Below are 24,457 nucleotides of genomic sequence, written 5' to 3' on the forward strand. Positions count from 1 at the left end.
TCGTTTGACTTTACCTCCAAACGACTTACTTTTTATTCATCTTAAACTTCAGGAAGAGCTCATTGTAATGAGCAAGCATCCGTTTGCCAAGATTATCATACACCTCAAGCCGATCCGTAATCTCAGCAGGCGGGTAGAAACGGGTATCCTCGGAAGTTTCCTTCGGAAGTAGCTCCAGCGCAGGGATGTTAGGTGTGGAATAACCTACGTATTCTGCATTCTTAGCCGCTACATCTGGGCGAAGCATGAAGTTAATGAACTTATGCGCTCCATCCACATTATCCGCAGTTCGTGGAATGACCATGTTATCAAACCACTTGTTCGAGCCTTCCTCAGGCACTACATAATCCAGTTTATCATTCTCATCCATGATCTCAGAAGCATCACCGGACCACACAATCCCAACAGCAGCCTCTTCATTGGCAAGCAGCATCTTGATCTCATCTCCGACAATCGCCTTAACGTTAGGAGACAGCCTATTCAGCTTGGTCAGCGCTTCTTGCAGGTGAGCCTCATCCCGGTCATTAACGGAATAGTGCAGGCTGTTCAAAGCCATACCCATCACTTCACGTGCTCCATCCACCAAGAAAATGTTGTTCTTCAGCCTGCTGTCCCAGAGGGAATCCCAGCTGGTGAAATCCATCCCTTTGGTCATCTCCGGATTGAAGATAATTCCGACGGTTCCCCAGAAGTAAGGCACGGAATACTTGTTGCCAGGATCGAAGGAAAGGTCCATAAACCGCGGATCAATATTCTTTAGATTCGGAACCTTGCTATGATCCAGCGGTATGAGCAAATTTTCTTCTTTCATCTTAGCAATGGCGTAATCCGAAGGAATTACGACATCAAAAGTAGTTCCACCCTGCTCCACTTTAGTTAGCATAGCTTCATTAGAGTCAAAAGTTTGGTAAATGACCGTTAATCCGGTCTCTTTTTCAAATTCCTTCAACAGATCAGGATCGACATAGTCGCCCCAGTTATAGATAGTCAGTGTATTCCCACCGGAATAGCCCTCTCTCGAGTTCATCCAGGAGCCCAAGTACATTAGAGCAAATGCCGTGATCATGATCGCCAAAAAAGCATTTACCAGCTGTTTCATCTAGGCACCCCCGCTTCCGCCACTGGCTCCGCCACAGCTTCCGAGGTATTCTGACGGTTCTTCTTAAGGGTCAGGAAGTAATAACCGACAACGAGCAGTATCGTGAACAGGAAGATCAGTGTCGATAACGCATTAATGGATAACGACACCCCTTGCCGAGCTCTGGAATAAATCTCAACCGATAGTGTCGAATAGCCATTACCCGTTACGAAGAACGTAACTGCAAAGTCATCCAGTGAATACGTAAGTGCCATGAAGAATCCACTAAAGATCCCCGGTTTGATAATCGGCAGAATAACCTTAGTCAGAACATCCTTGCGGCTTGCGCCGAGGTCACGTGCGGCATCCGTCAGTGAAGGACTCATATCCTGTAAATGCGGCAGAATCATCAACACGGCAATCGGTACACTGAACGCGACATGCGAAAGCAGGACGGACACGAACCCAAGCTTGATGCCTGCAATAGTGAACAGGATCAGGAACGATGCACCGATAATGACATCCGGGCTAACGATCAACACGTTGTTCAGAGATAACAAGGTGTTTTTAGCACGGCGGTTCTGTACACTCTTAATGGCCAATGCACCAATAATAGCGATAAGCGTGGCGATAGCCGAGGACAGAAGCGCGATTACAAGCGTGTTAATCATGATGATAATCAGACGTGTATCCTGAAGGACCTCACGGTAGTAATCCAACGTAAAGCCCTCGAACTTGTGCATCGTCCCCCCGCTGTTGAACGAATAGTACATCAGATAGAAGATTGGCGCATACAGAACAGCGAACACTAGCACTAGGTACAGATTGGAGAACCCGTTTTTATTTCTCATTCCGCACCCCTTTCCGCGATCCGCCGGTAATAATCATGAACAGCGCCATAATAGCAATCAGAAACACTGCGACCGTGGAGCCCATGCCCCAGTCCTGTGTGACCAGAAAATGCTGCTCAATCGCAGTGCCGAGTGTAATGACCCTGTTGCCTGCAATCAGACGAGTAATCATAAACAGGGACAGCGCTGGTATGAATACCGCCATACAACCGGAACGTACACCCGAAATGGTCAATGGAAAAATAACGCGCCGGAACGTCGTCCAGCCTGAAGCACCCAGATCACGTGCCGCATCCAGCAAGGATAAATTAAGATCCTCCAAAGCGCTGTAGATCGGCAAGATCATGAATGGGATAAAGATATACACAGATACAAATACAAAGCTGAAGCCCGTAAACAAAATTTGCTGTTCTCCGATTCCAAGCAGATCAAAGAAATTGTTGATTGGTCCGAACGTACCAAATATGCCGATAAAAGCGTAAGTTTTCAGCAGTAAATTAATCCATGTCGGTAAAATAATCAGCAATAACCATAGCTGCTTATGCTTCGTTCTCGTCAACAGATATGCCGCCGGATAGGCGACCAGCAAAGAGAATGCTGTAATCAAAAACGCATACCAGAATGAGGTCAGCGTCATTTTTAAGTACACAGGTGTAAAGAAGTTCACGTAGTTATCTAGCGTAAGATGCCCATCCAGATCAAATAGAGAATAATAGATGACAAGCAGCACTGGTGCGATTACAAACAAGGCGATCCACAGGTAATAAGGGATGAGATAATACGATCTGCCCTTATTCTTCATGACTCTCCACCTCGCCGTAAGCTTCCAGACGTTTGTCGAACTCTTCCTCCGTTTCACCAAAACGCATAACATGAATCGCTTCCGGATCAAAATAAAGGCCAATTTCACTACCTACAGTCGCCTTACGTGTAGAATGCACAAGCCATTCATGTCCGGATTCATCATAACAACTGATTTCATAATGGACACCCCGGAACAACTGGGAATCCACTCGCACACGTAGCTTACCCTGTTCCAGCGTTGAAATTTCCAAATCCTCGGGGCGTATAACAATCTCCACAGATTCGTTTGGTTTAAGACCAGCATCAAAACATTCAAAGCGGCGCCCATTAAACTCCACCAGATAGTCTTCAATCATAACACCCGGAACAATGTTGGACTCGCCAATAAAATCAGCCACGAAACGGTTAATTGGCTCATCATAGATATCATTAGGTGTTCCGCTTTGTTCGATTTTTCCTTTGTTCATGACAAAAATCCAGTCGGACATCGCGAGTGCCTCTTCCTGGTCATGTGTAACAAAAATAAAGGTAATGCCAAGTCGTTGCTGCATTTCACGCAGTATGTACTGCATCTCTGTTCGCAGCTTCAGATCGAGCGCAGATAGCGGCTCGTCCAGCAAAAGAACCTGCGGCTCATTCACAATCGCACGAGCAATAGCCACGCGCTGACGTTGACCACCGGACATTTCGTTAATGGCACGCTGCTCGTAGCCCACAAGGTTAACGAAACTTAGCGCTTCCTGCACCTTCTTCGTGATGACGTCTTTCTTAAGCTTCTTAATGCGCAGTCCGAAAGCCACATTCTCGAATACGTTCAGGTGTGGAAACAATGCGTAATCCTGAAAGACCGTATTGACCTGCCGCTCATTGGCTGGAATGTGGTTGATCACTTTACCATTTAAATAGATAGAACCGCTTGTTGGCTCTGCGAACCCAGCGATCAATCGTAGAATAGTCGTTTTACCACAGCCTGATGGACCAAGTAGTGTATAGAATTTGCCGCGCTCTATCTCAAAGCTGACTCCTTTTAACACCGGATCTTCGTCGTCATATTGCTTGGTAACCTCTTCAAATGAAATAATGGTGCCTTCCTGAATAGCTATAGCTAACAACCTCCCTGCCTAAAGTATCACAATACTATTTTACCCGCATCTCGCGGAGAACAATCGAATGGGCATGCTCAGCGCTAATAAGCGACAATTCCTCCTCTCATTCGACACTCCAATAGATATAGCATATTAGATTGTACCATTATATGCGATAGCTTACATGGATAAGGAATGCGTAAACTTAACAACTTTGTAAAATATCCAGTCCTCCAGGCCTTTTTTAAGGTGTTATAATGAAAACGAACTGAAAGACCAGACAGTTTTTTCATTTTTTTCCGAAAGAAGATGAATGATAATGAACGAGGGGTTACAAGACCGCCTTGAAAAATATGGTTTCTCACTTTACATGATACGAATTACGCTGGCCGCTTCACTTTCATGGGTCGCCGTACACAGCATATATGGTAGCCAATATTTATACTTTGCACCCCTTGCGGCTATCCTCATCACCCAAGCCAGTGTTAAAGCATCGCTAGAAAAAGGAATCTACCGCCTGATCGGCATTATTCTTGGCGGGATCGTTAGCCTAATTGTTGGCCAGTTTTTTGATGTAGGTGGGCTTTCTATCCTGCTCATTCTACTCATCGGGATTGGCATCGCTACGGCCTGTAAGATGAACATTCAAGCTGTCTCACAGGTGGGTGTTACTTCCGTTCTAGCTCTTACCTTTTACCAGAATGACTACGTGCTTTGGAGAATAGGGGAAACGTTCATTGGTGTGCTGATCGCTCTGGCCATCAATATGATTATCGTGCCGCCGAACAGGTTCGTCAAGGTAAAAGCATTGGCATTCGAAGGAAGTCTTCTACTTGCGGATGCATTAAAAGATCTCGTAGGCGTAAGACGTGATTCTCCGAAAGATAATTTGCTGGAGGAAGCAGGTAAACTCCTGTCGAATAGCAGCCGGGAACAAAAAGAAATGTTCTATACCCTCACACATTATCAGTGCCGTGGTGAACTGAAGGGACTCATACAAGCTACTTCACATCTGAAGAGCATTCATTCTTACGTCCAAGAAATTGCAGACGAAATTCGCCTTCTACCCGCGCATCATGCCTCTTCTGACTGGATGAAGGAAGTGTTGGAAGCAACTGCAGATTGTATTGCGCTTTATGGAACCAGAACTTTATCAGACGCCGAGTGCCAACGTTCTCTTGCCGATTGTATAGAGCACGCTCGAGACCTGCAACTGGCTAGTTTCTCTGAACTACAAGGGAATTGTTCGCTATCAAGCATTCGTGATCTTGGTGCGGTCTTCAGTCACTTAAACCGGGTGTTGGAGGAAGTAGAGCGGGCTAAATCTGCTACTTATGTTGTAGCCACTCGGCCCTCAACAGCTGAAGTCGCACGCGCTTTACGTTTTATTAAAAAGGGACTCTCCCAGAAGCTATAAGCTTCGGGAGTGTCCCTTTTGTTCAAATATAAGGATGCCGAAGGCGTTTATGCTTGCCTATTCATCAATATGCCCTCATACGCCCCTGATTACTACAATCACCACATAAATCAACTAAACCGACTGCTTCGCGGCACGTCCTATCCTCACATTCACCAGAACAATGCTGCTAACAATAAGCAGTAGACCAATCACAAGATTCAAAGTAATCTGCTCATTTAAAAAGACTACGCTAGTACCTATCGAGATCAGTGGAATCAAAAAAGTGAATGATCCGACCTTCCCTGCCTCGCCCTCGTTAATCAGCTTGAAATAGATCAGCCAGCCTAAAGCGATCACAAAGACTGCAATAAACAGCGTATCGGCTATAAACGTTCCACTCCAGGTGATATCCGACCACTTCTCTGTAGCAGATCCCGAAAGCAGCAAAATGATACCACCGATCGTTATTTGCATAGCGGTCATCCATAGCATATCCACGCGCACAGCATTTCGTTTCATATATACCGTTCCTAATGCCCAGCTCAAAGCACTGGCTAAAGCAAGCACAATTCCCCATACAGAGATGCTTCCGTTAAGTCCTCCAATACTGAGGGAGCCTACTCCGATGAACCCTAGCAACAGACCTGCCATTTTGAGCCCGTACATACTCTCTCCTAACCACAGCCATGAAAAAATGCCCAGCAATACCGGCTGCAGAAATACAATGGACGAGAATAATCCTGCGGGTACATACTGCAAGCCAATCGTCTGAAATCCATAATAAAACACGATACTTAATATAGCCGAAGTCAGATAGATCGGCCATAGCTGCTTGAAGCGGAGCTCCTTCATCTTAGGAAGTGCAATTAGAATAAGAATGAATCCGCCGATAACGGTTCGGATACCTGCAAATAATAAGGGTGGAGCGTAGTCTAAGGCGATCTTGGATATAGGCCAATTTATGCCCCATACAATCACCAAAAATATAAGAAGGATGATGCTTTTCTTCTGCTGATTCATGTATTCACTCCTTGGTGTAGATTCATCACAAATGATACAATAATTAAGAATATAAATGAAATGAATAATACTCATAAGGGGCATATCATATTTGTTATGAACAATACTCAGATTCGTTTGTTCGTCAAAATCGCGGAGAGCGGTAGTTTTACCAAGGCTGGTGTAGAACTGAATATGACTCAACCTGCTGTCAGTCGAGCAATTTCCTCTCTAGAAGCCGAACTGGATGTAAAGCTATTACTTCGAGATCGACGGAACGGTCTAATGCTTACTGACATCGGCAAGCGTATCCTTGTTATTTTCCGTGAAATTCTAATGGGCTTTGATAAGGTCAATCAGGAGATTTCCGCCGAGAGGGGACTTGAGAAGGGAAGCATTCGAATTGGGGCTTTTCCTGTGGCTTCTGCCTATTTTTTACCGAAGATTATTAGCTCTATCACTGAAAGATATCCGAATATCACGATTAGCCTGCAGGAGGGCTCTATCGCCGAAGTCAGAGAATGGCTGGAATCCAAAGAAATTGATGTTGGCTTATTACTCGCTCCTTGCGAGGCGTTCGAAACCATCCCACTATATAGAGAAAAGCTGTACGCCGTAATTAGAGATGACCATCCTTTGCGTAAACGGTCTGTCATAGGTGTGAGAGAGTTAGCGGGTGAGCCTATGCTGATCTGTAAAGCAGGTTATGAACCACCGGTGGTAGATTTATTCCGCAGAAGCAGCAGCTATCTGAATGTGAAATATGTGGTTAATAACTATGCAACAGCTCTTAATATGGTTCAAGAGGGGCTGGCTGTGGGTGTGATGTCTGAGTTATCTTTGTTATCTTTACCTCCAAATGTAGTAACCCGTGAACTGCAGCCCGACGCCTATAGAGATATACATATCGCAGTCAGCTCGCTTACCGATACTTCCATAGCTGTAAAGATGTTCATGGAGACAGCTCTGGATCTTTTTACTAAGCCTAAAAAAATGGATGATGAGGAGTGCTGAAGATGAACTTTAAAAGACTTGGAAATAGCGGACTACAAGTATCCGCATTGGGACTGGGGACAAATGCTTTTGGTAAAAGGGCGGATCAAGAGACCTCCATTCAGATCGTACATACTGCGCTGGATCATGGCATTAACTTTATCGATACCGCTAATATTTACGCTGGCTCCGAATCTGAGCGAATTATCGGTCTGGCCTTGGAAAGTAGAAGACATGAGGCTGTTCTCGCCACTAAAGCAGGCTTAGTTAAGCATGACGGACCTAACGGAAGCGGCTCCTCGAGGCGTCATTTGATGCAGGAATTAGAAGATAGTCTTCGCCGCCTAAAAACGGACTATGTCGATCTATACCAGATTCACACCTTCGATCCCAATACGCCACTCGAAGAGACGTTACGGACCCTGGACGATATGGTATCTTCGGGCAAAGTACGCTATATCGGGGCTTCCAACTATACAGCATGGCAATTAATGAAGGCGATTGGAATTAGTGAGGCACGGAGCTTCGCCAAATATATTTCAATTCAGTGTAGCTATTCCTTAGCAGATCGGACCCCGGAGAATGAGCTTCTCTCCCTTTGTCTTGATCAAGGTGTAGGGATTATTCCTTATTTTCCACTGGCGGGCGGAATTCTCACAGGCAAATATAATTCAAACGGTTCAGCACCTTCAGGGTCCAGAGCAGATACCGATCCTAATTTCAAAAGATTCCTGAATCATGAACGGATCGAACTGGGGAACAAAGTGGGGCAGATCGCTGAAGAACTGGGAACCTCTTCTACTGCACTTTCCTTAGCTTGGCTCATGAATCGTCCTGCCGTCTCGACAGTTATTGTTGGGGCTACACGCGTGGAGCAGCTGGAACAGAATTTGCATAGTACCTCCATTCAGCTTAACGAAGAAACAGTGAGCAAGCTGGATGAGGCAAGTGATTCCTTCCGCTTTGGCGAGCCTTTCGCTTTTTATCGGCTCCCATAATCTAGCTATTACAATGAAGGAGGGGAGTATTATGACAACACATACAACGGCTAGCATTCAAGCGATGCTTGAAGAGCATAAGGACTTTTTTAATCGTGGCGCAACTAAAGAGGTTGCCTTTCGGCTTAGTCAGCTTCAGAAACTTAAAGACAGTATTAAACGATACGAGAGTCGTATTATCACTGCCTTACAACAGGATTTAGGAAAAAGTGAGTTCGAGGCTTATGCCACAGAGATTGGCTTCACCTTGGACAGCCTAGGTTACATGATGAAGCATCTCAGACGTTGGGCGAAGCCCGTAAAGGTTAGATCACCACTGCACTTATTTCCTGCGAAGAGTTATATCTTAAGTGAACCTTACGGTACCGCGCTCATTATAGGTCCTTTTAATTATCCATTTCAGTTGCTGATCGAACCGCTTATAGGCGCCATTGCCGCTGGAAACTGCGCTGTCCTCAAGCCATCGGAGAGCACACCAGCCATTACGGCTGTTATAGAGCAGCTCATTCAGGAGACCTTCGAACCCCAGTATATTCGCGTAGTTCAGGGGGAGAAAGAGACCACCAATCTGCTGATCCATGCCAAGTTTGATTATATTTTCTTCACGGGCAGTGTTCCGGTCGGCAAAATCGTGATGGAAGCCGCTGCGAAGAATCTAGTGCCTGTAACCTTGGAGCTTGGCGGGAAAAGTCCGGTCATTGTCGACACATCAGCCAATCTTGATGTTGCAGCGAAGCGAATCGTATGGGGAAAATTATTAAATGCCGGTCAAACCTGTATCGCCCCCGATTATTTGCTCGTTCATAAGGACATTGCTAATGAATTGATCACCAAAATCAAACATCAGATTACTGAATTCTACGGTCAAAATGCGCAGCCGAATACAGATTATGGCCGGATCGTAAATGAGCGCCAGCTGCAAAGACTCGCCAGTCTCATTGAACGGGATCGGGAAAAGGTGGTTATGGGCGGAACCGTCATTTCAGAAGAACGTTATATTGAACCTACACTAATCTATCCTGCGGCTTGGACTGACGCTTCTATGGAAGATGAGATCTTCGGTCCGATCCTACCCATATTAGAATATCATCAATTGGATGAAGCTATCCGGAGTATTAACGAGCATCCAAAACCACTTGCGCTTTACCTGTTCACAGAGGATAAAAATGTTGAACAAGAGGTGCTTTCCCAAGTCTCTTTCGGAGGAGGCTGCATCAATGATACGATCTCGCATGTGGCGAACGCTAGCTTGCCGTTTGGTGGGGTAGGCAACTCTGGAATCGGCGGCTATCACGGGAAGCACAGCTTTGAAGTCTTTTCCCACCGCAAAAGCATCGTTAAGAGAGGCACACGAATCGACCTCGGGATTGTGTACCCACCCTATGGGAATAAGATCAAGCTGGTGCGGAAAGTATTGAAGTAGACAAAACAACAAGCCTCCCATGACCGGGAGGCTTGTTGTTTATTAAGCTTATCGGGAGAAATACTTTTCACTACTCAAACAACTGTACCAATTTCTCTACATGCAACTCCGCGGTAGAAGGGAACCATAGCTCAGCACTCTCTTTCAAGGATGGACTTCCGGCTCCAACGGACCTCATACCAGCTGCTTTGCTGGCAGCTATCCCCTCCGCTGTATCTTCGATAGCTACGCAGCAGTCAGGTGATATGCCCAGCATCTCGGTAACCTGTAAATAAATTTCCGGATCTGGCTTGCCCATACGGATGTTTTTAGGGTCAGCAATCGCCTGAAACAAGCGCCCGATCTTCAATCGTTCAAGAATCAGCATTGCATTCTCATTAACGGAAGCCAGTCCGACAGGGATTCGCTTTTTCTTCAAATCGGTCAGAAGACTATGGATACCCGGGTGCAAATCATCCGGTGTCATTTGTTGAATAAGCTGTTTATACTTTTCGTTCTTTTTGTTGCAGAGCATTCCTTTTACCGGTTGGGGTAAATTCAGACCGCTTCCCTCCAGTAGAATCTCTAAACATTCCATTCGACTATGGCCTTTCAGACGTACATGCTTCTCTCTATCAAAAGAAATCGCCAGCTCATCGGCTAAGGCTTTCCAGGCCATATAATGATACTCACTAGAATCGGTAATAATCCCGTCCAGCTCGAAAATAACAGCTTCAAGCTGCTTCACATTTGAAAGGGTCACCGGCTTCTTTACAGTTAACTGCACAAGGCTCCCTTTATGTAGAATTTCAATCTCTTCACCTGTCAGTAGTGTATAAATCACTACCTTACTATCAACATAAATATCCAATAAGTGCCCACCGCTTGTTATTTTAAACCGATAGCTGTCCCATTGTGCTGGCAAGGCAGGATTAAAGGACAGCATACCGCCACATAAGCGCATCCCACCAAACCCATTCACAATCGACAGCCAAGATCCTGCCATAGCAGCAGTATGCAGCCCGTCCTTCACATTGCGGTTAATATCATCTAAATCCATCCGTACCGTGCGGTCAAAATAGGCGTACGCCCCCGCTAAATCACCAATCTCAGCAGAAATAATACTGTGAATGCACGGTGACAAAGAAGAATCATGTGTCGTTAGCGGCTCATAATAATTGTAATTGCGGATCTTGTCCGCCAAGCTGAACTGATCACCTAACAGAAACATGGCCATCACCAGATCTGCCTGTTTGAGCACCTGATGACGGTAAATCACCAACGGATGGTAATGAAGCAGAAGTGGATATTTATCCGCTGGCGTATGTTCAAAGTCCCACTTCTTCTTAGTCAGAAACGTATCATCCTGAGCATAGATGCCATGCTCCTCATCAAAAGGGACATACATTTTTTCTGCGGCGACCAGCCAATCACCAGGCTCTTCCTCAGTCAGACCAATCTTGCCCTTCAGACGTTCAAAATCCTCCGGATACTGCTTTCCTAACAGTCTGGCTATCTCATATGCATAATAGAGTTGATCCCGTACCATAAGATTAGTGTATGCATTATTGTTAACGATAGCTGTATACTCATCGGGACCTGTTACTGCGTCAATACAGAACGCACCCTCTCTGGCCGGATTAAAATGACCCAGATCCACCCAAAAGCGGGAGGTCTCGAATATCATTTCCGCCCCCTCCAGGACCAGAAACTCATAATCGCCAGTTGCCCGGACATACTGTTTAATGGCATAGGAAATATCCGCGTTAATATGCATTTGTGCTGTTCCTGCCGGAAAATAGGAAGAGTTCTCAGCCCCGTCTATGGTGCGCCAAGGATACAGTGCTCCCTTCTGAGACATGACTGCTGCCCGTTCCCGTGCCTTATCTAACGTAGCATAACGAAACTCGAGTAGCTTCCGGCTAATCTCCGGCTGTGTAAATGTAAAGAAGGGTATCATATACATCTCAGTATCCCAGAAATAGTGACCTTCGTATCCTTCACCCGTCAGGCCCTTGGCCCCGATGTTCGTAACCCCGTCACGTCCTACGGATTGCAGCAATTGAAAAGCATTAAAACGGATACCCTGTTGAAGCGCAAGATCGCCCTGAATCTCCACATCGGTATGTGCCCAGAATTGATCCAGAAAAGCCCGTTGTTCATGAACTAGCGCTTCAAACCCACAGTTCTCCGCCAAGTGTTGCACTTCTAAGCACCTGCCTAACAGCTCGTCTTCTGCATAATCCTTAGAAGTGTGATACGAAATGTACTTGGTCAGGGAGATCCTTTCCCCCATTATCACTGGAACAACCCATTGCATGGACAATCGCTGATCTTCTAGCTGCACGAGCCTTTCATATCTAGAGCTACAATTCAGACTGTGACTTATCCCTGTTAAAAGAGCAAACCCAGTATGCCGCGTCCTCTGCTTCATCCACAAAAAGGACTGCTCGAGCTCATGACCGGTTTCGACTAGCAGTAAATTGGGTTCCTTACTCCCTGATCCCAGCCGGGGGTCATCCGTGACCTCCGGCCTTTGGATCTCACCATCGATGGATGAAGTAAACGTTAGGGTTCCCTCAAAATTCAATGCCTTGACCTCGTAATCTATGGCCGCTAAATGTTTATGCTGCATGGCCACCATCCGACGAATGTTCAGCTGTACCCTGTGTCCGGCAGGAGATTCCCATTCTACCTGCCGATGCAAGATCCCATTTCGCATATCCAGCTTCCGTTCATAACGGTGCACTTGCCCACTGTTCAACTGAAAGGTATGACCTTCAATGCTGAGTTTAATAATCTTGGCGTCCGTCACGTTCAGCATAGCTTGGTTGCGGGAAGGATACCCATAAGCTCCCTCTGGATACACAATAGGCTCGGAATCAAAAAATCCATTCAAGTAGTTCCCTATTACAGATGAGCCCGAGTGGCCATGGTAGCCTTCCTCGAAATTACCGCGCATGCCAATGTATCCATTACCCAGAGCAAATACACTTTCGCTTCTTTGATTGTTCTCTTCATCATAAGTCTCCTCATCAAGACTCCACTCCCGGTAAGGATACACCGCAGCCGGATGTACGTATGGTTTCATCTTCATCTCTCTATGCTCCTCCTGACACAGTTTTGTTCAATTAGCTATACTTTATCCTTATAATTCCTGCAATGTTCAAATCAACCTTTTATTGATCCACCCATAAGCCCTCTGACGAAATACTTTTGCAGCAGGAAAAAAATCGCGAGCGGCATCAGCATAGAGATAAATGCAGCCGAGGTGAGTAAATGCCAGTCGTTGCCTCGTGAGCCTACTAAGTCGGCGATCTTCATCGACATGACCTGCACTGACGGTTGATTGCCGATAAAAATCAGCGAGACTAAATAGTCATTCCACACCCATAGGAATTGAAAGATTCCGATAGAAGCCAGTGCAGGCACAGATAACGGTAGAATCAGCCTACTGAAAATAGTGAAATGGCTCGCCCCATCCATAAAAGCTGACTCAAACAAATCCTTAGGAAGCTGACTGATAAAGTTATACATAAAGTAGGTAACCAGCGGTAATCCAAAGGCCGTATGTGCCAGCCAAATGCCCAAGTAACTTCCGTTCAGTCCAAGAGCCGTATAATCTTTAAGCACTGGAATAAGTGCCACTTGTATTGGAATAACGAGCATTGCGATAATGATGACAAAAAGCGTGCGGCGTCCAGGAAAACGTAGCCAAGCAAAAGCATAGGCGGCAAAAGAAGCGATCAACACCGGAATGACCGTCGCCGGAACAGCAATCGTCAGTGTATTCCAGAAGGCCTGCGACAATCCGGTACCTTTTTGCACCGTTTCACTGCCATCAGCTTGCTTGAGCTTGTATTCCTTGCCCGAGAGCACGTTATTGTAGTTATCCAATGTGAGATCCGGTGTCATTTTCCAGCCTTGTTCCTGTTGATTTATGGTACGCGCTCTGCGGTTCTCCCACATCAAACGACTGCCATCGGCCTTCACGCCTGCCTTCAGCTGCTCATCGGTATAGGTTTTACCGTTTACCTCGATCGGCTCCCGCAGATCCACATCCTTCGATAGCTGAAGGGTCTCTCCAGCCTTCCACTCCTGATGGGGGAAAGCTTTCCACCATCCAGTCTGCAGAATATCGGCAGCCGGACGGAAGGAGGAAATGAACAGCCCAAGGGTCGGAAGCAACCAAATGAAACAAATCACACCCAGCACGATATTAACAATCGTCTTGCTGCCTTTTCTCTTCTTTTTCCCGGCCATTAGAATCCCCCTTGCTTACGGAACTGACGTAGATTGATTATGATCACAGGCAACACCGCGATCAGCAGAACAATAGCCAGCGTGGAGCCGTAACCGAAATTCCGGTACATAAAGAATTGGCGGTAAAACTGTGTAGCCACTACCTCTGTATCGTATTGACCTCCTGTCATCACCATGACGACGTCAAATATTTTCAATGTAAAGACGATAATGGTCGTTGTCACAGTCAGAATGGTTGCTGAAATGTAGGGGATCATGATTCCAAAGAAGATCTTCACCTCATTAGCACCATCTACTCGTGCAGCTTCCAATATGTCATCAGGAACTCCCTTAATAGCTGCCGAGAATATCACCATCGCAAATCCGGTCTGCATCCAGATCAGAATGATGATGAGGAAAAAGTTATTCCACGGCTGAAGCATACTCGTCCATGCCTGTGGTTCTCCCCCAAAATAAGTAACGATGGCGTTCAAAAGTCCAATTTGTTCATCGCCGGGTTGATAGTAATATACAAACTTCCAAATAACACCTGCGGCTACAAAAGAAATAGCCATCGGCATAAAAATGATCGATTTAGCTAGCTTCTCATAGCTGCTTCTGTCAGCAAGAATTGCAATCAAGAGCCCAAAAGCTACACATGCCAGTGTACCAACGAATACCCAAAGTAAGTTGTTACGCAGCGCCGTCGCCATTAGATGGTCGCTAAAGATCGCTGCATAGTTGCTGAGACCCACAAATTTCTCTGAAGAAGCATTGAAAAAGCTTAAATACAGCGTCCGCAGCGCAGGCAGCACCAATAGCCACCCCAATATAATCACTGCCGGACCAATAAAAATATAAGGCAATACCTTTCGGCGTACGTAATCAGGATATTGCTCGACTGCCCAGGTAAGTGTGTAATAGATCAGATAAACACCCAGAACCCCCCATAGAACAGCCAGAACCGCCGTTAGTAGCGGGTTTAGCGTGGAATCCCGAAAGAATAAAAAGATCGAGCCATTAACAACAACATTGGCTATTAATACTAAAAGAGACAGCAATACCGCCCTAAGGCTTACCGTCTGCTTGGCTTTTAATTGTGGCTTCATTTGTGGTTGTAGTTGTGATTGTCCACCCATATTAGCTCCAGCTCCTCCTATACTCACGCTTTGGAAAACAAAAAGAGGGGCAGAGAACCTTCAAATCTCGCTGCCCCTCTTTTAACTGTGTGCTTTCAATATTAGGTTAGTTGTTCCAGCCAGACTGGATTTGTTCCAACGCCTGATCCAGCGTCGCAGTACCACTTACGTAGTCGGTCATCCCCTTCCAGAAGGTACCTGCGCCCACTTTGCCCGGCATCAGGTCAGAGCCATCAAAGCGCAGCGTGGAAGCATCCTGAACCAGCTTCGCCATCCGGCGATCGGATTCTGAGGTATACCAATCCAGGGAAGCATCATTCATTGGAGCAATTACGCCGCCCGATTGCACCCAGGTCTTAATGGATTCTCCTGTAGTAAAGAATTCCATAACTGCACGAACTTCAGGACGATCGTTGAACATCGCGTAAATATCGCCAGCAACTAGCACTGGTTTACCATATTGAGGATCAATAGGCGGCAGGTAGAACCAATCATAATCTACATCAACCTTTGCGGTTTCAGGGAAGAAGCTTGTAATAAAGTTGCCGAGCATATTAAACCATGCTTTAGGAGGATTATTGAACATTGGTGCTGGGGCATCCCCGAACGATGTCGTCACGATGGATTTTGCACCACCATAGACATAATCCTTGTTGAGCCAAATTTTCGACATGGTTTCAACTGCATTCTTCACTTCTGTAGAGGTAAATGGCAGCTCACCTTTTACCCATTTATCGTAGTTCTCAGGTGTAGTTGTGCGCAGCATTATGTTTTCTACCCAGTCTGTTGCCGGCCAGCCTGTTGCAGCACCACTCTCGATTCCAATAGCCCAAGCAGGATCACCATCTTTCGCAATTTGTTCCGTCAGAGCCATCATCTCATCCCATGTCTCAGGAACCTTGTAGCCCGCTTCATCAAATTGCTTTTTTGGATACCAGACCAAGCTCTTTACGTTACTGCGGTTCCAGATCCCCGCCATGATCTTGCCGTCTTTCCCGTCCATATTAGACATATCAAGCCAGCTCTTGTTGTAATTAGCCGTCAATTTGGCTTGATCCAGCACGTTAGTTAAATCGATAACCTTGCCAGTCTTAGCAATCGAGGCTAGCAGTCCCGGCTGCGGGAAATCAGCGATATCCGGAGCATTTCCACCGTCTACTCGAATGTTTATCGTAGCTTCGAACTCTTTTGAGCCCTCGTATTGAATATCAATTCCTGTCTTCTCTTCAAACTCTTTAATACTATTCTCAAATTTCACTTGGTCAGCATCTACGAAGGGGCCAAACATCGTTACTTTAGTTCCTTTATAGTCGCCCTTCATGGCTAGCTCTAGCGGAGATCCCGATGGCTCGGTGCTAGGAGCAGTTGTAGCTTTCTCAGTGTTATCTGCTGTTGGGCTGGTAGTCGCTGCAGGTGGATCTGTAGGCGCTGCATTGTTGTTATTGCCTCCGCCGCATGCGCTCAGCATCATAGTGAAGGATAAACACAGTACTAAAGCCAATGACTTTTTACGTCCTGAGGTTTTCTTCATCTTTTGTACATCCCCTTTAATGGTTTTAGAGATTGCTTCTGACTCAATCATCCGGTACCCTGGCATGTATAAGCAGCTTGTAGCAGATCACCTCCTTGCAAAGCTTTTCAGAATCTAAGGATCTATACTAAAAAAGAATCCAATCACAAATTCCAATTAATTGTAGCGCTTACATTTGTTATAGTATCACATGAAGTAAGCGTTTCCAATCTGTATTTGAAATGTTTTGGTAAAAATTATTTTTATTGTCTAAGCAAATATTCAAATGTTGCTTAAGACGAGCACTGAATTTTGAAAAGCTTTTCAGAGGGTGGTACAAAAGTGAACTACCCCTATTTTTCTCGTGTAGATTCCCGCACAATCAGCTTATGCTCCATCTTCTCATTCAATACCTGCACTTCACCAGTTGTAAGCAATTCATGCAGCTTCTCGGCCGCACGATACCCTAACTCGTAAATTGGCTGTGCAATCGTAGTTAGCTTCGGGATGAACATACCCGACATCCTTAGATTATCAAACCCAATCACGGATACCTGACCCGGAACAAGAATATTACGATCCTTCAGATAAGAAATCGTCCCCATCGCGAATTCATCAGCCACACAGAAAATAGCAGTTAGTTCAGGGTAATCTGTAAATAGTTCATGCGCAGCTTGATAAGCATGTTCAAACCGGTGACTGGCATATTTACTCTTCACAATATTCTGCTGTAACCCTGACTCTGTTAGTGCTCTTACAAACCCTTCATAGCGTGGTGGTCCTGATACCGAATTATCATGGTTAAAACCAATCATACCAATATCTTTATGACCTAAATCAATCAGGAACTTTACCGCATCATAGGCAGCCGCTTCATCATCCACCTCCACACTTGGAATGTCGAACTCATCGGAATGTGACGACACTAGCACAAATGGAATTCTACAACCGACCAATTTGTCATGATACTCAGGGTAAAGAAAATCACTGGCGAATACAATCCCATCCACCTGCTTCTCATGGAAGTTATCAATATAGGACAGTAGTCGTTCTTTGTCGCGGTCCGTATTGCAGATCATTAGACTATACCCAAGCTTGATGCAAGCATCCTGCATCCCCCGAATCACCCCTGCGAAATACAGGTTCTCAATATCCGGAATAAGCAGGCCCAGTGTAAAGGACTTCTTGTAAATCAAACCACGTGCAAATGAATTAGGTTGATACCGCAATCGTTCTACAGCCTCCATCACTCGATTCCGTTTGCTCTCCACTACCGAATTCGGTGCATTCATAACACGTGACACTGTGCTAATCGACACCTCGGCCATTCTGGCAACATCTCTTATGGTTGGCTTCATAATGATAACTTCCTTTTTTAGGGAACTTTTCGATGTGATTATAGCAAGCCCGATTGGAAATAACAATATAATTTTTGAAGCGCTTACATTATTTTAAAAAATTCATCTTCTCCTCCTCTTTCTTCACTTGGAAGATAAACGACTTACTTAAAGTGTGTATATAGTTTTATTACATGGTATACTATCCGAGTAGCGATATTCGTAGCTACAAATACTGCTCTATGAGCATAGAGCATTTATTATAGGAGGGATAACATTGAAACAACCTCGTGACATTCGATTCTCCGTACTGGACCTGGCTTCTATTGTGGAAGGAGGGACCGCGGCAGACTCTTTTCATAACTCTCTAGATTTAGCTCGGAACGCTGAGAAGTGGGGCTATCATCGGTATTGGTTCGCTGAACATCATAATATGATCGGAGTTGCCAGCTCTGCTACCTCACTCTTGATCGGACATATTGCTGGTGGCACCCAAAGCATACGTGTTGGCTCTGGTGGCATTATGCTATCCAACCACGCACCACTTGTTATTGCCGAACAGTTCGGGACTCTCGAATCTCTATATCCGGGACGGATCGATCTTGGACTGGGCAGAGCACCCGGATCTGATCAACCAGCTTCCCGTGCGCTGCGTCGCGGGCTCGGAAGCGATGGCAGTGAATTCCCTGAGCAGCTAAGTGAGCTAAGAGCTTACTTCGACCCTGCAGGAGCAGGATCGCGCCCAGCTGGAGTACGCGCGGTTCCTGGGGAAGGCTTAAATGTTCCCATCTGGCTCTTAGGCTCCAGCGGCTTTAGTGCTGAGCTAGCAGCCAAGCTAGGGTTGCCTTTTGCCTTTGCCAGCCATTTTGCACCTGAGTATTTACTTCAGGCGCTGCACATATACCACAGTAATTTCCGTCCATCAGAAGTACTAGACAAACCTTATGTTATGGTCGGATTAGGGGTTACAGCAGCCGATACCGTAGATGAGGCAAGAAAGCTAGCTACCTCGCAGCAGCAGCAGTTCCTCAATATCATCCGCGGGCGTACAGGCAAGTTACAACCACCCGTTGAGAGTATGGATGGGCTATGGACGGTACAAGAAAAAGCAATCATGCTCGATAAGCAGCGTTATTCTTTCTCTGGCGATAAAGCAGCGATTAAAGAACGACTTCAAGACATTCTGAAAGAGACACAAGCAGATGAATTGATTATCTCCGCAGGGATTTATGATCATGAAGCTCGTCTTCGTTCCTATGAAATTGTAGCTGAGGCTATGAAAGAACTGTAAGATTGCAGTCTTAACAAAGCAGGACGTTATCTGAGTATCGGGAATTCTCCCGTTTCAGATATGCGTCTTGCCTTTTTTGTTTTGTTTTCGAAACCGTTCTTAATAAAACACTACTAAGATATTAAAAAACATAAAAATAAAGAGATATAGAGAGAAATCAACAGATAAATAGACCATATACTTATTATTTAAGCAAATATGATCTAATTAGTTGTAATACATCATTTTTCTTTGGATATCATTTTGATTATACTTTATATATTCGCTATAACGAACGATTTGTATTTTGGCTATGCCCTCTTTCTCCGTTCATTCAGAAAGATTCCGCCCACAAATGAAAGAGTGGTACTTTACAATACCACTTATTTCGACAATGTAGAATGGAATAATCGTTTAAAACGGAGGATTTTGCCGGAAGCCCGCAGATTTTGTTTTTCAACAGCTACAATGGGCTCAGGAGAAAGGAGCAAAGAAAGTGAAGAAGAAATACCATTCAGTCTTCATAGCTGCTTACGTTCTGATTATTCTGGTAGGAGTAATATGGCACGCTGGAGGGGTAAGCGCTCAGGATACCATTAAGCTTACTGTGAATTCTCATACCACGAGCACAGCCACCATGAACAATATGAAGCCCGGTGACGAAATGAGCTCAGAGTACACGATTATTAATGATGGCACAGAAGGCTTTGATTACTTTGTGGACTTTAAATTCATCTCTGGAGACGTAGAGTTGTACAATATTCTCCAAATGACACTCGAAAAAGAGGGAGTAATCATCTATTCGGGAGTGATGAGTGAGGCTGCTGGCAGAGTAACCATCGGTTCACTTGCTGGAGGAGAGAAGAGTGTAATTCAAATGGATGTAACCTTCCCATGGGAAGCCGGCAACGAATATCAAGGGAAGGCCACAACCGTAGCTTTTGAATTCTCCGCTTCCGGAGAACCAGGTCCAACCACCGAGCCTACTTCAACGCCAACAGCGACGGTTTCACCTACACCTGATCCATCACCTACAGCAACTGCAACAGCAACAACTGAACCTACTACAACACCTACTGAAACACCAACAACTACACCTGAAGCCTCACCGTCACCTACGGTTGCACCAACCACAACACCTACGGATTCACCAACGACTACTGCTTCACCTACAGCTGTCGTAACACCAGGTCAGTCAGTGCCACCAACAGCAACACCATCGCTTTCACCTACGGCTTCACCGCCTGCAGTCGATGAAATAAGCGTTACTGAAGAACCGATTCCAATGGGCGGAAGCAGTAATGAGCCTACACCTGCAGCGTCACCAGGTGCTGGTAGTCAAACCACCAGTGCAACACCTCGGCCAAGCGATGAGGTAGCCTTACCTGACGGCGACATTCCTTTGGGAGCACCAGAGGCAGGCAACGAGCTTCCAAATACCGCCGAGCCTTGGTATAACTTAATTCTTGCCAGCTTAGCTATTGCGGTACTCAGCGTGATCATCATGCGCAGATTGAAATCGAAGAAAGAATAACGTTTAGTAATTTAAGTCTGGAGGAGAGAGTATGAAGAAGCGTAATGGTGTCTTATTAACCGTGAAGCTAATCTTCATACTCTCTTTAGTTGTACTGATTTATTCGATCGTTCAAGTCGTCAAAGCACCCATCGAGGCCAAGCAGGCCCTAAATGATTGGGCAAAAAAGAGGGAGGAAGCCATCGCCCGCCCCCTTTCAAATGAAGAGAACCCTCTCCCCAAGGGAATGGTCAGTTCTTCAAAAGAACAACCATCTTCTCCTCCCTCTTATAAAGAGGGTGAAGTGATTGGAGAAATCCGCTTCCCCACCTTAAATAAGAAGGTGGCTATTCTGGAGGGTACGGAAAGCCCTGAATTAAAAAAAGGAGCTGGACACTATATAGGTAGCGCAGCCATCGGCGCCATCGGTAATAGCGTGCTTGCTGGACACCGTGATACCGTATTCCGCAATCTAGGAGAACTTGTCGCAGGAGATCTAATCGAACTGGAAAGCATGGACGGTACGTTCACCTATGAAGTGACAGGCAGCACGATTGTAGACGGGACTGAACGCGGCGCAATAAAACCAAGCGATAAGGCTATTCTTACCTTGATCACCTGTTATCCTTTTTCATACGTGGGGTCAGCACCGGACCGGTATTTACTTTCAGCGAAGCTAGTGAAGCAAGAAATATTGCGTCATTAAAGCTAATCTTAACTCTTAATCTTCCTCCTCAGGGATGAGACCGGATATGGAAAGTGATACTATATAGATACAACAGTAATGAGGAGATGACCCACAGTGAAAAAAGAGGTTGTAGAACGGTTTATTTCGTATGCTCAAATGGATACCCAATCGAACGAGGATAATGAAACTTGTCCGTCCACTCCGGGGCAGATGGTGCTGGCCCACAAGCTGGTCGAAGAGCTCAAGGAGATCGGCATGGATGAAGTGCAGGTGGACGAGCATGGGTATGTCATGGCTACACTCCCAGCCAATACGGAGAAGGATGTTCCGACCATTGGTTTTTTGGCACATCTCGATACAGCAACTGATTTCACAGGAACAAATGTAAAGCCACAGATCGTGGAGAACTACGATGGCAAAGATATTCTTTTGAACAAAGAATTAAATGTTGTATTGTCTAAAGCGAGCTTCCCAGAGCTGGCAGAATATAAAGGCCATACATTAATTACAACCGATGGTACCACCCTGCTTGGCGCAGACAATAAAGCCGGTATTGCCGAGATTATGACAGCTATGAATCACCTTCTTCAGCATCCAGAAATCAAACATGGCAAGATTAGAGTTGCCTTCACACCGGACGAAGAAATCGGCCGCGGACCTCATAAATTTGATGTAGCTGCTTTTAATGCTTCCTATGCTTACACTGTGGACGGAGGCCCACTCGGTGAACTAGAGTACGAAAGCTTTAATGCTGCATCAGCCAAAATCTCGGTTTACGGCGTCAATGTACATCCTGGTACTGCCAAAGGAAAAATGATTCATTCCGCAAAAATCGCTATGGCGCTCCATCTTAGACTCCCTGCTGAGGAAGCTCCAGAATTCACAGACGGTTATGATGGCTTCTACCACCTTAGCTCCATAGAAGGCACACCGGAATTCAGCAAGCTTCAATATATCATTCGTGACTTCGACCGCGAGAAATTCGAGGCACGTAAAGCCTTTCTTTCTGCCATCGTAGATGAATTCAAGAGCATCCATGGTGAAGAGAACATCGTGCTTGAAATGAAAGACCAATATTACAACATGCGCGAAAAAATCGAACCGGTGCGTCATATTGTCGATATTGCCCATGAGGCGATGGAGAATCTGAACATCACACCGATCATCCGCCCGATTCGCGGGGGAACAGATGGCTCACAGCTTTCCTACATGGGTTTACCTACACCTAATATTTTCACGGGGGGCGAAAATTTCCACGGCAAATTCGAATACGCCTCTGCTGACAACATGGAAAAAGCGGTAAACGTAATCGTCGAGATCGCCAAGCTGTTCGAACAAAAAGCCTAAATCATAATTCACGTCACTCCATATTGAATACAAAAAATCCCTGAAAAGGTCGATTCAGACCTCTCAGGGATTATTAATGTTCAAAGTCTATTCGATTAGCATCTTTCTTCCGGCGGCGTGTCTTTCCAGATCACATTTTCCCCGTAATTCTTACCCCAATCATACATCAATCGAAGGACGGGAAGCAGACTCTGTCCATATGAAGTCAGAGAATACTCAACTTTTGGAGGAACCTCGGCATACACTTTCCGAAGAACCAACTGATCTTCTTCAAGCTCTCGAAGCTGATTGGTCAACATTTTTTGCGTGATATGAGGAATTAGCTTCTTCAGCTCACTGAACCGCTTTGTCCCTTCAAGCCCAAGATGCCACAGGATTATCAGCTTCCATTTGCCTCCAATCACTGCAAGCGTCAGTTCCTTCTCGCAGTTAATTTCCTTCAAGTTGATGCGATCTTTAATCTCGGTTGCCATAACTAAAGCGCCTCCTCTCTCCTATTGTCATACTAACACAAAAACGAATAACCTCCTTACTTGGAAGGCATTCGTTTCTGTACTCTCACTCTAAATTAGCATGCTTGCCGAACATCTGCTTAGTCGTCTGCCCCGTCTTCTCCATCATCCGCAGAATCACTGCATCGTAAAAGACTAACATCGTCTGTTCGAATAAAGAAGCCATTGGCTGAATCGTGCTGTAGCCTCCGCTGGTCTGATCTTTTGTAGATCCCGGCAGCTTCACTACATAGCTCGCTAAACGTCCGACGGTCGAGTCTGGCGCAATCGTAACGGCAATAACCTCTGCACCTACTCCTTTGGCCTTCTCTGCCATAGAGATCAGCCCCTTCGTCTCTCCTGAACCCGAACCGAGCACAAGCACATCACCAGGCTCAATACCCGGAGTTACCGTTTCTCCCACGACGTACGCTTCTTTACCGACATGCATGAGTCGCATTGCAAAAGCTCGTCCCATCAATCCTGATCTACCAGCCCCGGCCACAAATACCTTATTCGACTGAAGAAGCAGTTCAGCCATTCGTTCAGCCTCTTGCTGATCAAGCTGAGAAATGGAGCGCTGAAGCTCCTCTATAATTTGCTGCGCATATTTCAATGTGTTCATTGTAATCTTAAGCCTGGTTAACTAGACGTTTCATCTCTGCCGCTGCGGCCTTTTGATCAGCCTCACCCGTAATGCCTCCGCCAACAATAACAAGATCAGGATTCGCTGCGATAACTTCCGGAAGCGTACTTAGCTTGATACCCCCAGCGATAGCGGTTTTAGCCTGTTTAACCACACTTTTAATTGCATTCAAATCTGCAAAAGAATTTTTTCCTTCCGCCTGATGGTCATATCCAGAGTGTACGCAGACATAGTCTACGCCAAGTGCGTCTACTTCAGCCGCTCTTGACTTAATATCTTTTACATTGATCAGGTCAACCAGAATCTGTCTATTCGTCTTCTTAGCTTCCTCCACCGCACCCCGAATGGTAGCATCATCAGATACACCAAGCACAGTAACGATATCAGCACCAGCTTCTGCCGCCTTCATCACTTCATATCCACCAGCATCCATTATTTTCAAATCAGCCAATACTGTCAAAGCAGGAAAAGCTTCCTTTATTGCTTTCACCGCATGCAAGCCTTCATTAATAACGATAGGTGTTCCAATTTCAACGATATCTATATATTCAGCAACCTCTGAGACAATCTCTTTCGCTCCCGCAATATCCACTAGATCCAATGCTAATTGCAATTTCATATTTATTTGCACTCCTTGTTAATATATTTTAGTAAGTCATGTACAA

21 protein-coding genes are annotated in these 24,457 nt (G+C 45.6%); 8 read left to right on the forward strand and 13 right to left on the reverse strand.

All coding sequences use genetic code 11. The features are described 5' to 3' along the window. Window positions 1-25 precede the first annotated feature (25 nt). From MKY19_RS29010 to MKY19_RS29025, 4 genes are read right to left on the reverse strand one after another with little or no spacing between them, the layout of a single operon-like run. On the reverse strand, window positions 26-1,099 hold the full coding sequence (locus MKY19_RS29010; protein WP_076284904.1) for an ABC transporter substrate-binding protein: 1,074 nt from the start codon (window positions 1,097-1,099) through the stop codon (window positions 26-28). Beyond that, window positions 1,096-1,929, reverse strand: a complete 834-nt coding sequence (locus MKY19_RS29015) for an ABC transporter permease (protein ID WP_042131492.1) — start codon at window positions 1,927-1,929, stop codon at window positions 1,096-1,098. Before MKY19_RS29015 ends, MKY19_RS29010 begins: the two co-directional genes overlap by 4 nt. Continuing rightward, window positions 1,919-2,731 (reverse strand): ABC transporter permease, encoded by an 813-nt coding sequence (locus tag MKY19_RS29020; RefSeq protein ID WP_042192705.1) that lies wholly within the window; start codon window positions 2,729-2,731, stop codon window positions 1,919-1,921. Before MKY19_RS29020 ends, MKY19_RS29015 begins: the two co-directional genes overlap by 11 nt. After that, window positions 2,721-3,830, reverse strand: coding sequence for an ABC transporter ATP-binding protein (locus tag MKY19_RS29025; protein WP_042194671.1), 1,110 nt, complete (start codon window positions 3,828-3,830; stop codon window positions 2,721-2,723). The genes MKY19_RS29020 and MKY19_RS29025 overlap by 11 nt, the downstream gene beginning before the upstream one ends. A gap of 358 nt (window positions 3,831-4,188) precedes the next feature. Between MKY19_RS29025 and MKY19_RS29030 the strand changes: the two genes are divergently transcribed. Further along, on the forward strand, window positions 4,189-5,235 hold the full coding sequence (locus MKY19_RS29030; RefSeq protein ID WP_339799309.1) for an FUSC family protein: 1,047 nt from the start codon (window positions 4,189-4,191) through the stop codon (window positions 5,233-5,235). Window positions 5,236-5,349: 114 nt separating this feature from the next. Here the strand turns inward: MKY19_RS29030 and MKY19_RS29035 are convergent, their stop codons facing one another. Beyond that, window positions 5,350-6,237 (reverse strand): DMT family transporter, encoded by an 888-nt coding sequence (locus MKY19_RS29035; protein ID WP_339799311.1) that lies wholly within the window; start codon window positions 6,235-6,237, stop codon window positions 5,350-5,352. A 96-nt stretch (window positions 6,238-6,333) separates the two neighbouring features. Here MKY19_RS29035 and MKY19_RS29040 point away from each other — a divergent pair, with 96 nt between their 5' ends. Genes MKY19_RS29040 through MKY19_RS29050 form a run of 3 tightly spaced genes read left to right on the forward strand, consistent with a single transcriptional unit; the run spans window position 6,334 to window position 9,630 of the window. Next, window positions 6,334-7,230, forward strand: coding sequence for a LysR family transcriptional regulator (locus MKY19_RS29040; protein ID WP_339799313.1), 897 nt, complete (start codon window positions 6,334-6,336; stop codon window positions 7,228-7,230). Window positions 7,231-7,232: 2 nt separating this feature from the next. Beyond that, window positions 7,233-8,207 (forward strand): aldo/keto reductase, encoded by a 975-nt coding sequence (locus tag MKY19_RS29045; protein ID WP_042192711.1) that lies wholly within the window; start codon window positions 7,233-7,235, stop codon window positions 8,205-8,207. Window positions 8,208-8,238: 31 nt separating this feature from the next. Further along, window positions 8,239-9,630, forward strand: coding sequence for an aldehyde dehydrogenase (locus MKY19_RS29050; protein ID WP_339799315.1), 1,392 nt, complete (start codon window positions 8,239-8,241; stop codon window positions 9,628-9,630). 70 nt (window positions 9,631-9,700) lie between these two features. Here the strand turns inward: MKY19_RS29050 and pgmB are convergent, their stop codons facing one another. The 5 genes from pgmB to MKY19_RS29075 all read right to left on the reverse strand — a co-directional run bounded on the left by pgmB (window position 9,701) and on the right by MKY19_RS29075 (window position 17,858). After that, complete coding sequence (gene pgmB, locus MKY19_RS29055; RefSeq protein WP_339799317.1) at window positions 9,701-12,706, reverse strand: beta-phosphoglucomutase; 3,006 nt, start codon at window positions 12,704-12,706, stop codon at window positions 9,701-9,703. A 74-nt stretch (window positions 12,707-12,780) separates the two neighbouring features. Continuing rightward, a complete protein-coding gene (locus MKY19_RS29060) occupies window positions 12,781-13,872 on the reverse strand; it encodes a carbohydrate ABC transporter permease (protein WP_094868352.1) in 1,092 nt (363 codons plus the stop codon). Further along, window positions 13,872-14,960, reverse strand: coding sequence for a sugar ABC transporter permease (locus tag MKY19_RS29065; RefSeq protein WP_042194677.1), 1,089 nt, complete (start codon window positions 14,958-14,960; stop codon window positions 13,872-13,874). The genes MKY19_RS29060 and MKY19_RS29065 overlap by 1 nt, the downstream gene beginning before the upstream one ends. Window positions 14,961-15,096: 136 nt before the next feature. Further along, a complete protein-coding gene (locus MKY19_RS29070) occupies window positions 15,097-16,521 on the reverse strand; it encodes an ABC transporter substrate-binding protein (RefSeq protein ID WP_339799319.1) in 1,425 nt (474 codons plus the stop codon). Between the two features lie 332 nt (window positions 16,522-16,853). Continuing rightward, window positions 16,854-17,858: a LacI family DNA-binding transcriptional regulator gene (locus MKY19_RS29075; protein WP_339267760.1), complete on the reverse strand. Its 1,005-nt coding sequence runs from the start codon at window positions 17,856-17,858 to the stop codon at window positions 16,854-16,856. Window positions 17,859-18,114: 256 nt separating this feature from the next. Here MKY19_RS29075 and MKY19_RS29080 point away from each other — a divergent pair, with 256 nt between their 5' ends. The 4 genes from MKY19_RS29080 to pepT all read left to right on the forward strand — a co-directional run bounded on the left by MKY19_RS29080 (window position 18,115) and on the right by pepT (window position 22,655). After that, a complete protein-coding gene (locus MKY19_RS29080; protein WP_339267762.1) occupies window positions 18,115-19,128 on the forward strand; it encodes an LLM class flavin-dependent oxidoreductase in 1,014 nt (337 codons plus the stop codon). A 475-nt stretch (window positions 19,129-19,603) separates the two neighbouring features. Further along, entirely contained in the window at window positions 19,604-20,641 is a 1,038-nt protein-coding gene (locus MKY19_RS29085) for a hypothetical protein (protein WP_339799322.1), read from the forward strand. 31 nt (window positions 20,642-20,672) lie between these two features. Then, the gene (locus MKY19_RS29090) at window positions 20,673-21,326 is read left to right on the forward strand and encodes a sortase (RefSeq protein WP_339799324.1); all 654 of its coding nucleotides are present in this window, start codon (window positions 20,673-20,675) and stop codon (window positions 21,324-21,326) included. A gap of 96 nt (window positions 21,327-21,422) precedes the next feature. After that, window positions 21,423-22,655 carry a peptidase T gene (pepT, locus tag MKY19_RS29095; protein WP_339799326.1) on the forward strand — a complete coding sequence of 411 codons (1,233 nt, stop codon included), beginning with the start codon at window positions 21,423-21,425 and terminating at the stop codon, window positions 22,653-22,655. A 95-nt stretch (window positions 22,656-22,750) separates the two neighbouring features. On the opposite strand, the gene MKY19_RS29100 is transcribed toward pepT, so the two are convergent. From MKY19_RS29100 to hxlA, 3 genes are all read right to left on the reverse strand, one after another. Beyond that, window positions 22,751-23,128, reverse strand: coding sequence for a helix-turn-helix domain-containing protein (locus MKY19_RS29100; protein WP_036682121.1), 378 nt, complete (start codon window positions 23,126-23,128; stop codon window positions 22,751-22,753). Window positions 23,129-23,213: 85 nt separating this feature from the next. Further along, the gene (gene hxlB, locus MKY19_RS29105) at window positions 23,214-23,771 is read right to left on the reverse strand and encodes a 6-phospho-3-hexuloisomerase (protein ID WP_339799328.1); all 558 of its coding nucleotides are present in this window, start codon (window positions 23,769-23,771) and stop codon (window positions 23,214-23,216) included. Between the two features lie 7 nt (window positions 23,772-23,778). Next, window positions 23,779-24,411 (reverse strand): 3-hexulose-6-phosphate synthase, encoded by a 633-nt coding sequence (gene hxlA, locus MKY19_RS29110; protein ID WP_339799330.1) that lies wholly within the window; start codon window positions 24,409-24,411, stop codon window positions 23,779-23,781. Window positions 24,412-24,457: the final 46 nt, after the last annotated feature.

The organism is Paenibacillus sp. FSL R5-0744 (genome assembly GCF_037972555.1).
In the GTDB taxonomy this organism is placed as follows: Bacteria; Bacillota; Bacilli; order Paenibacillales; family Paenibacillaceae; genus Paenibacillus_AQ.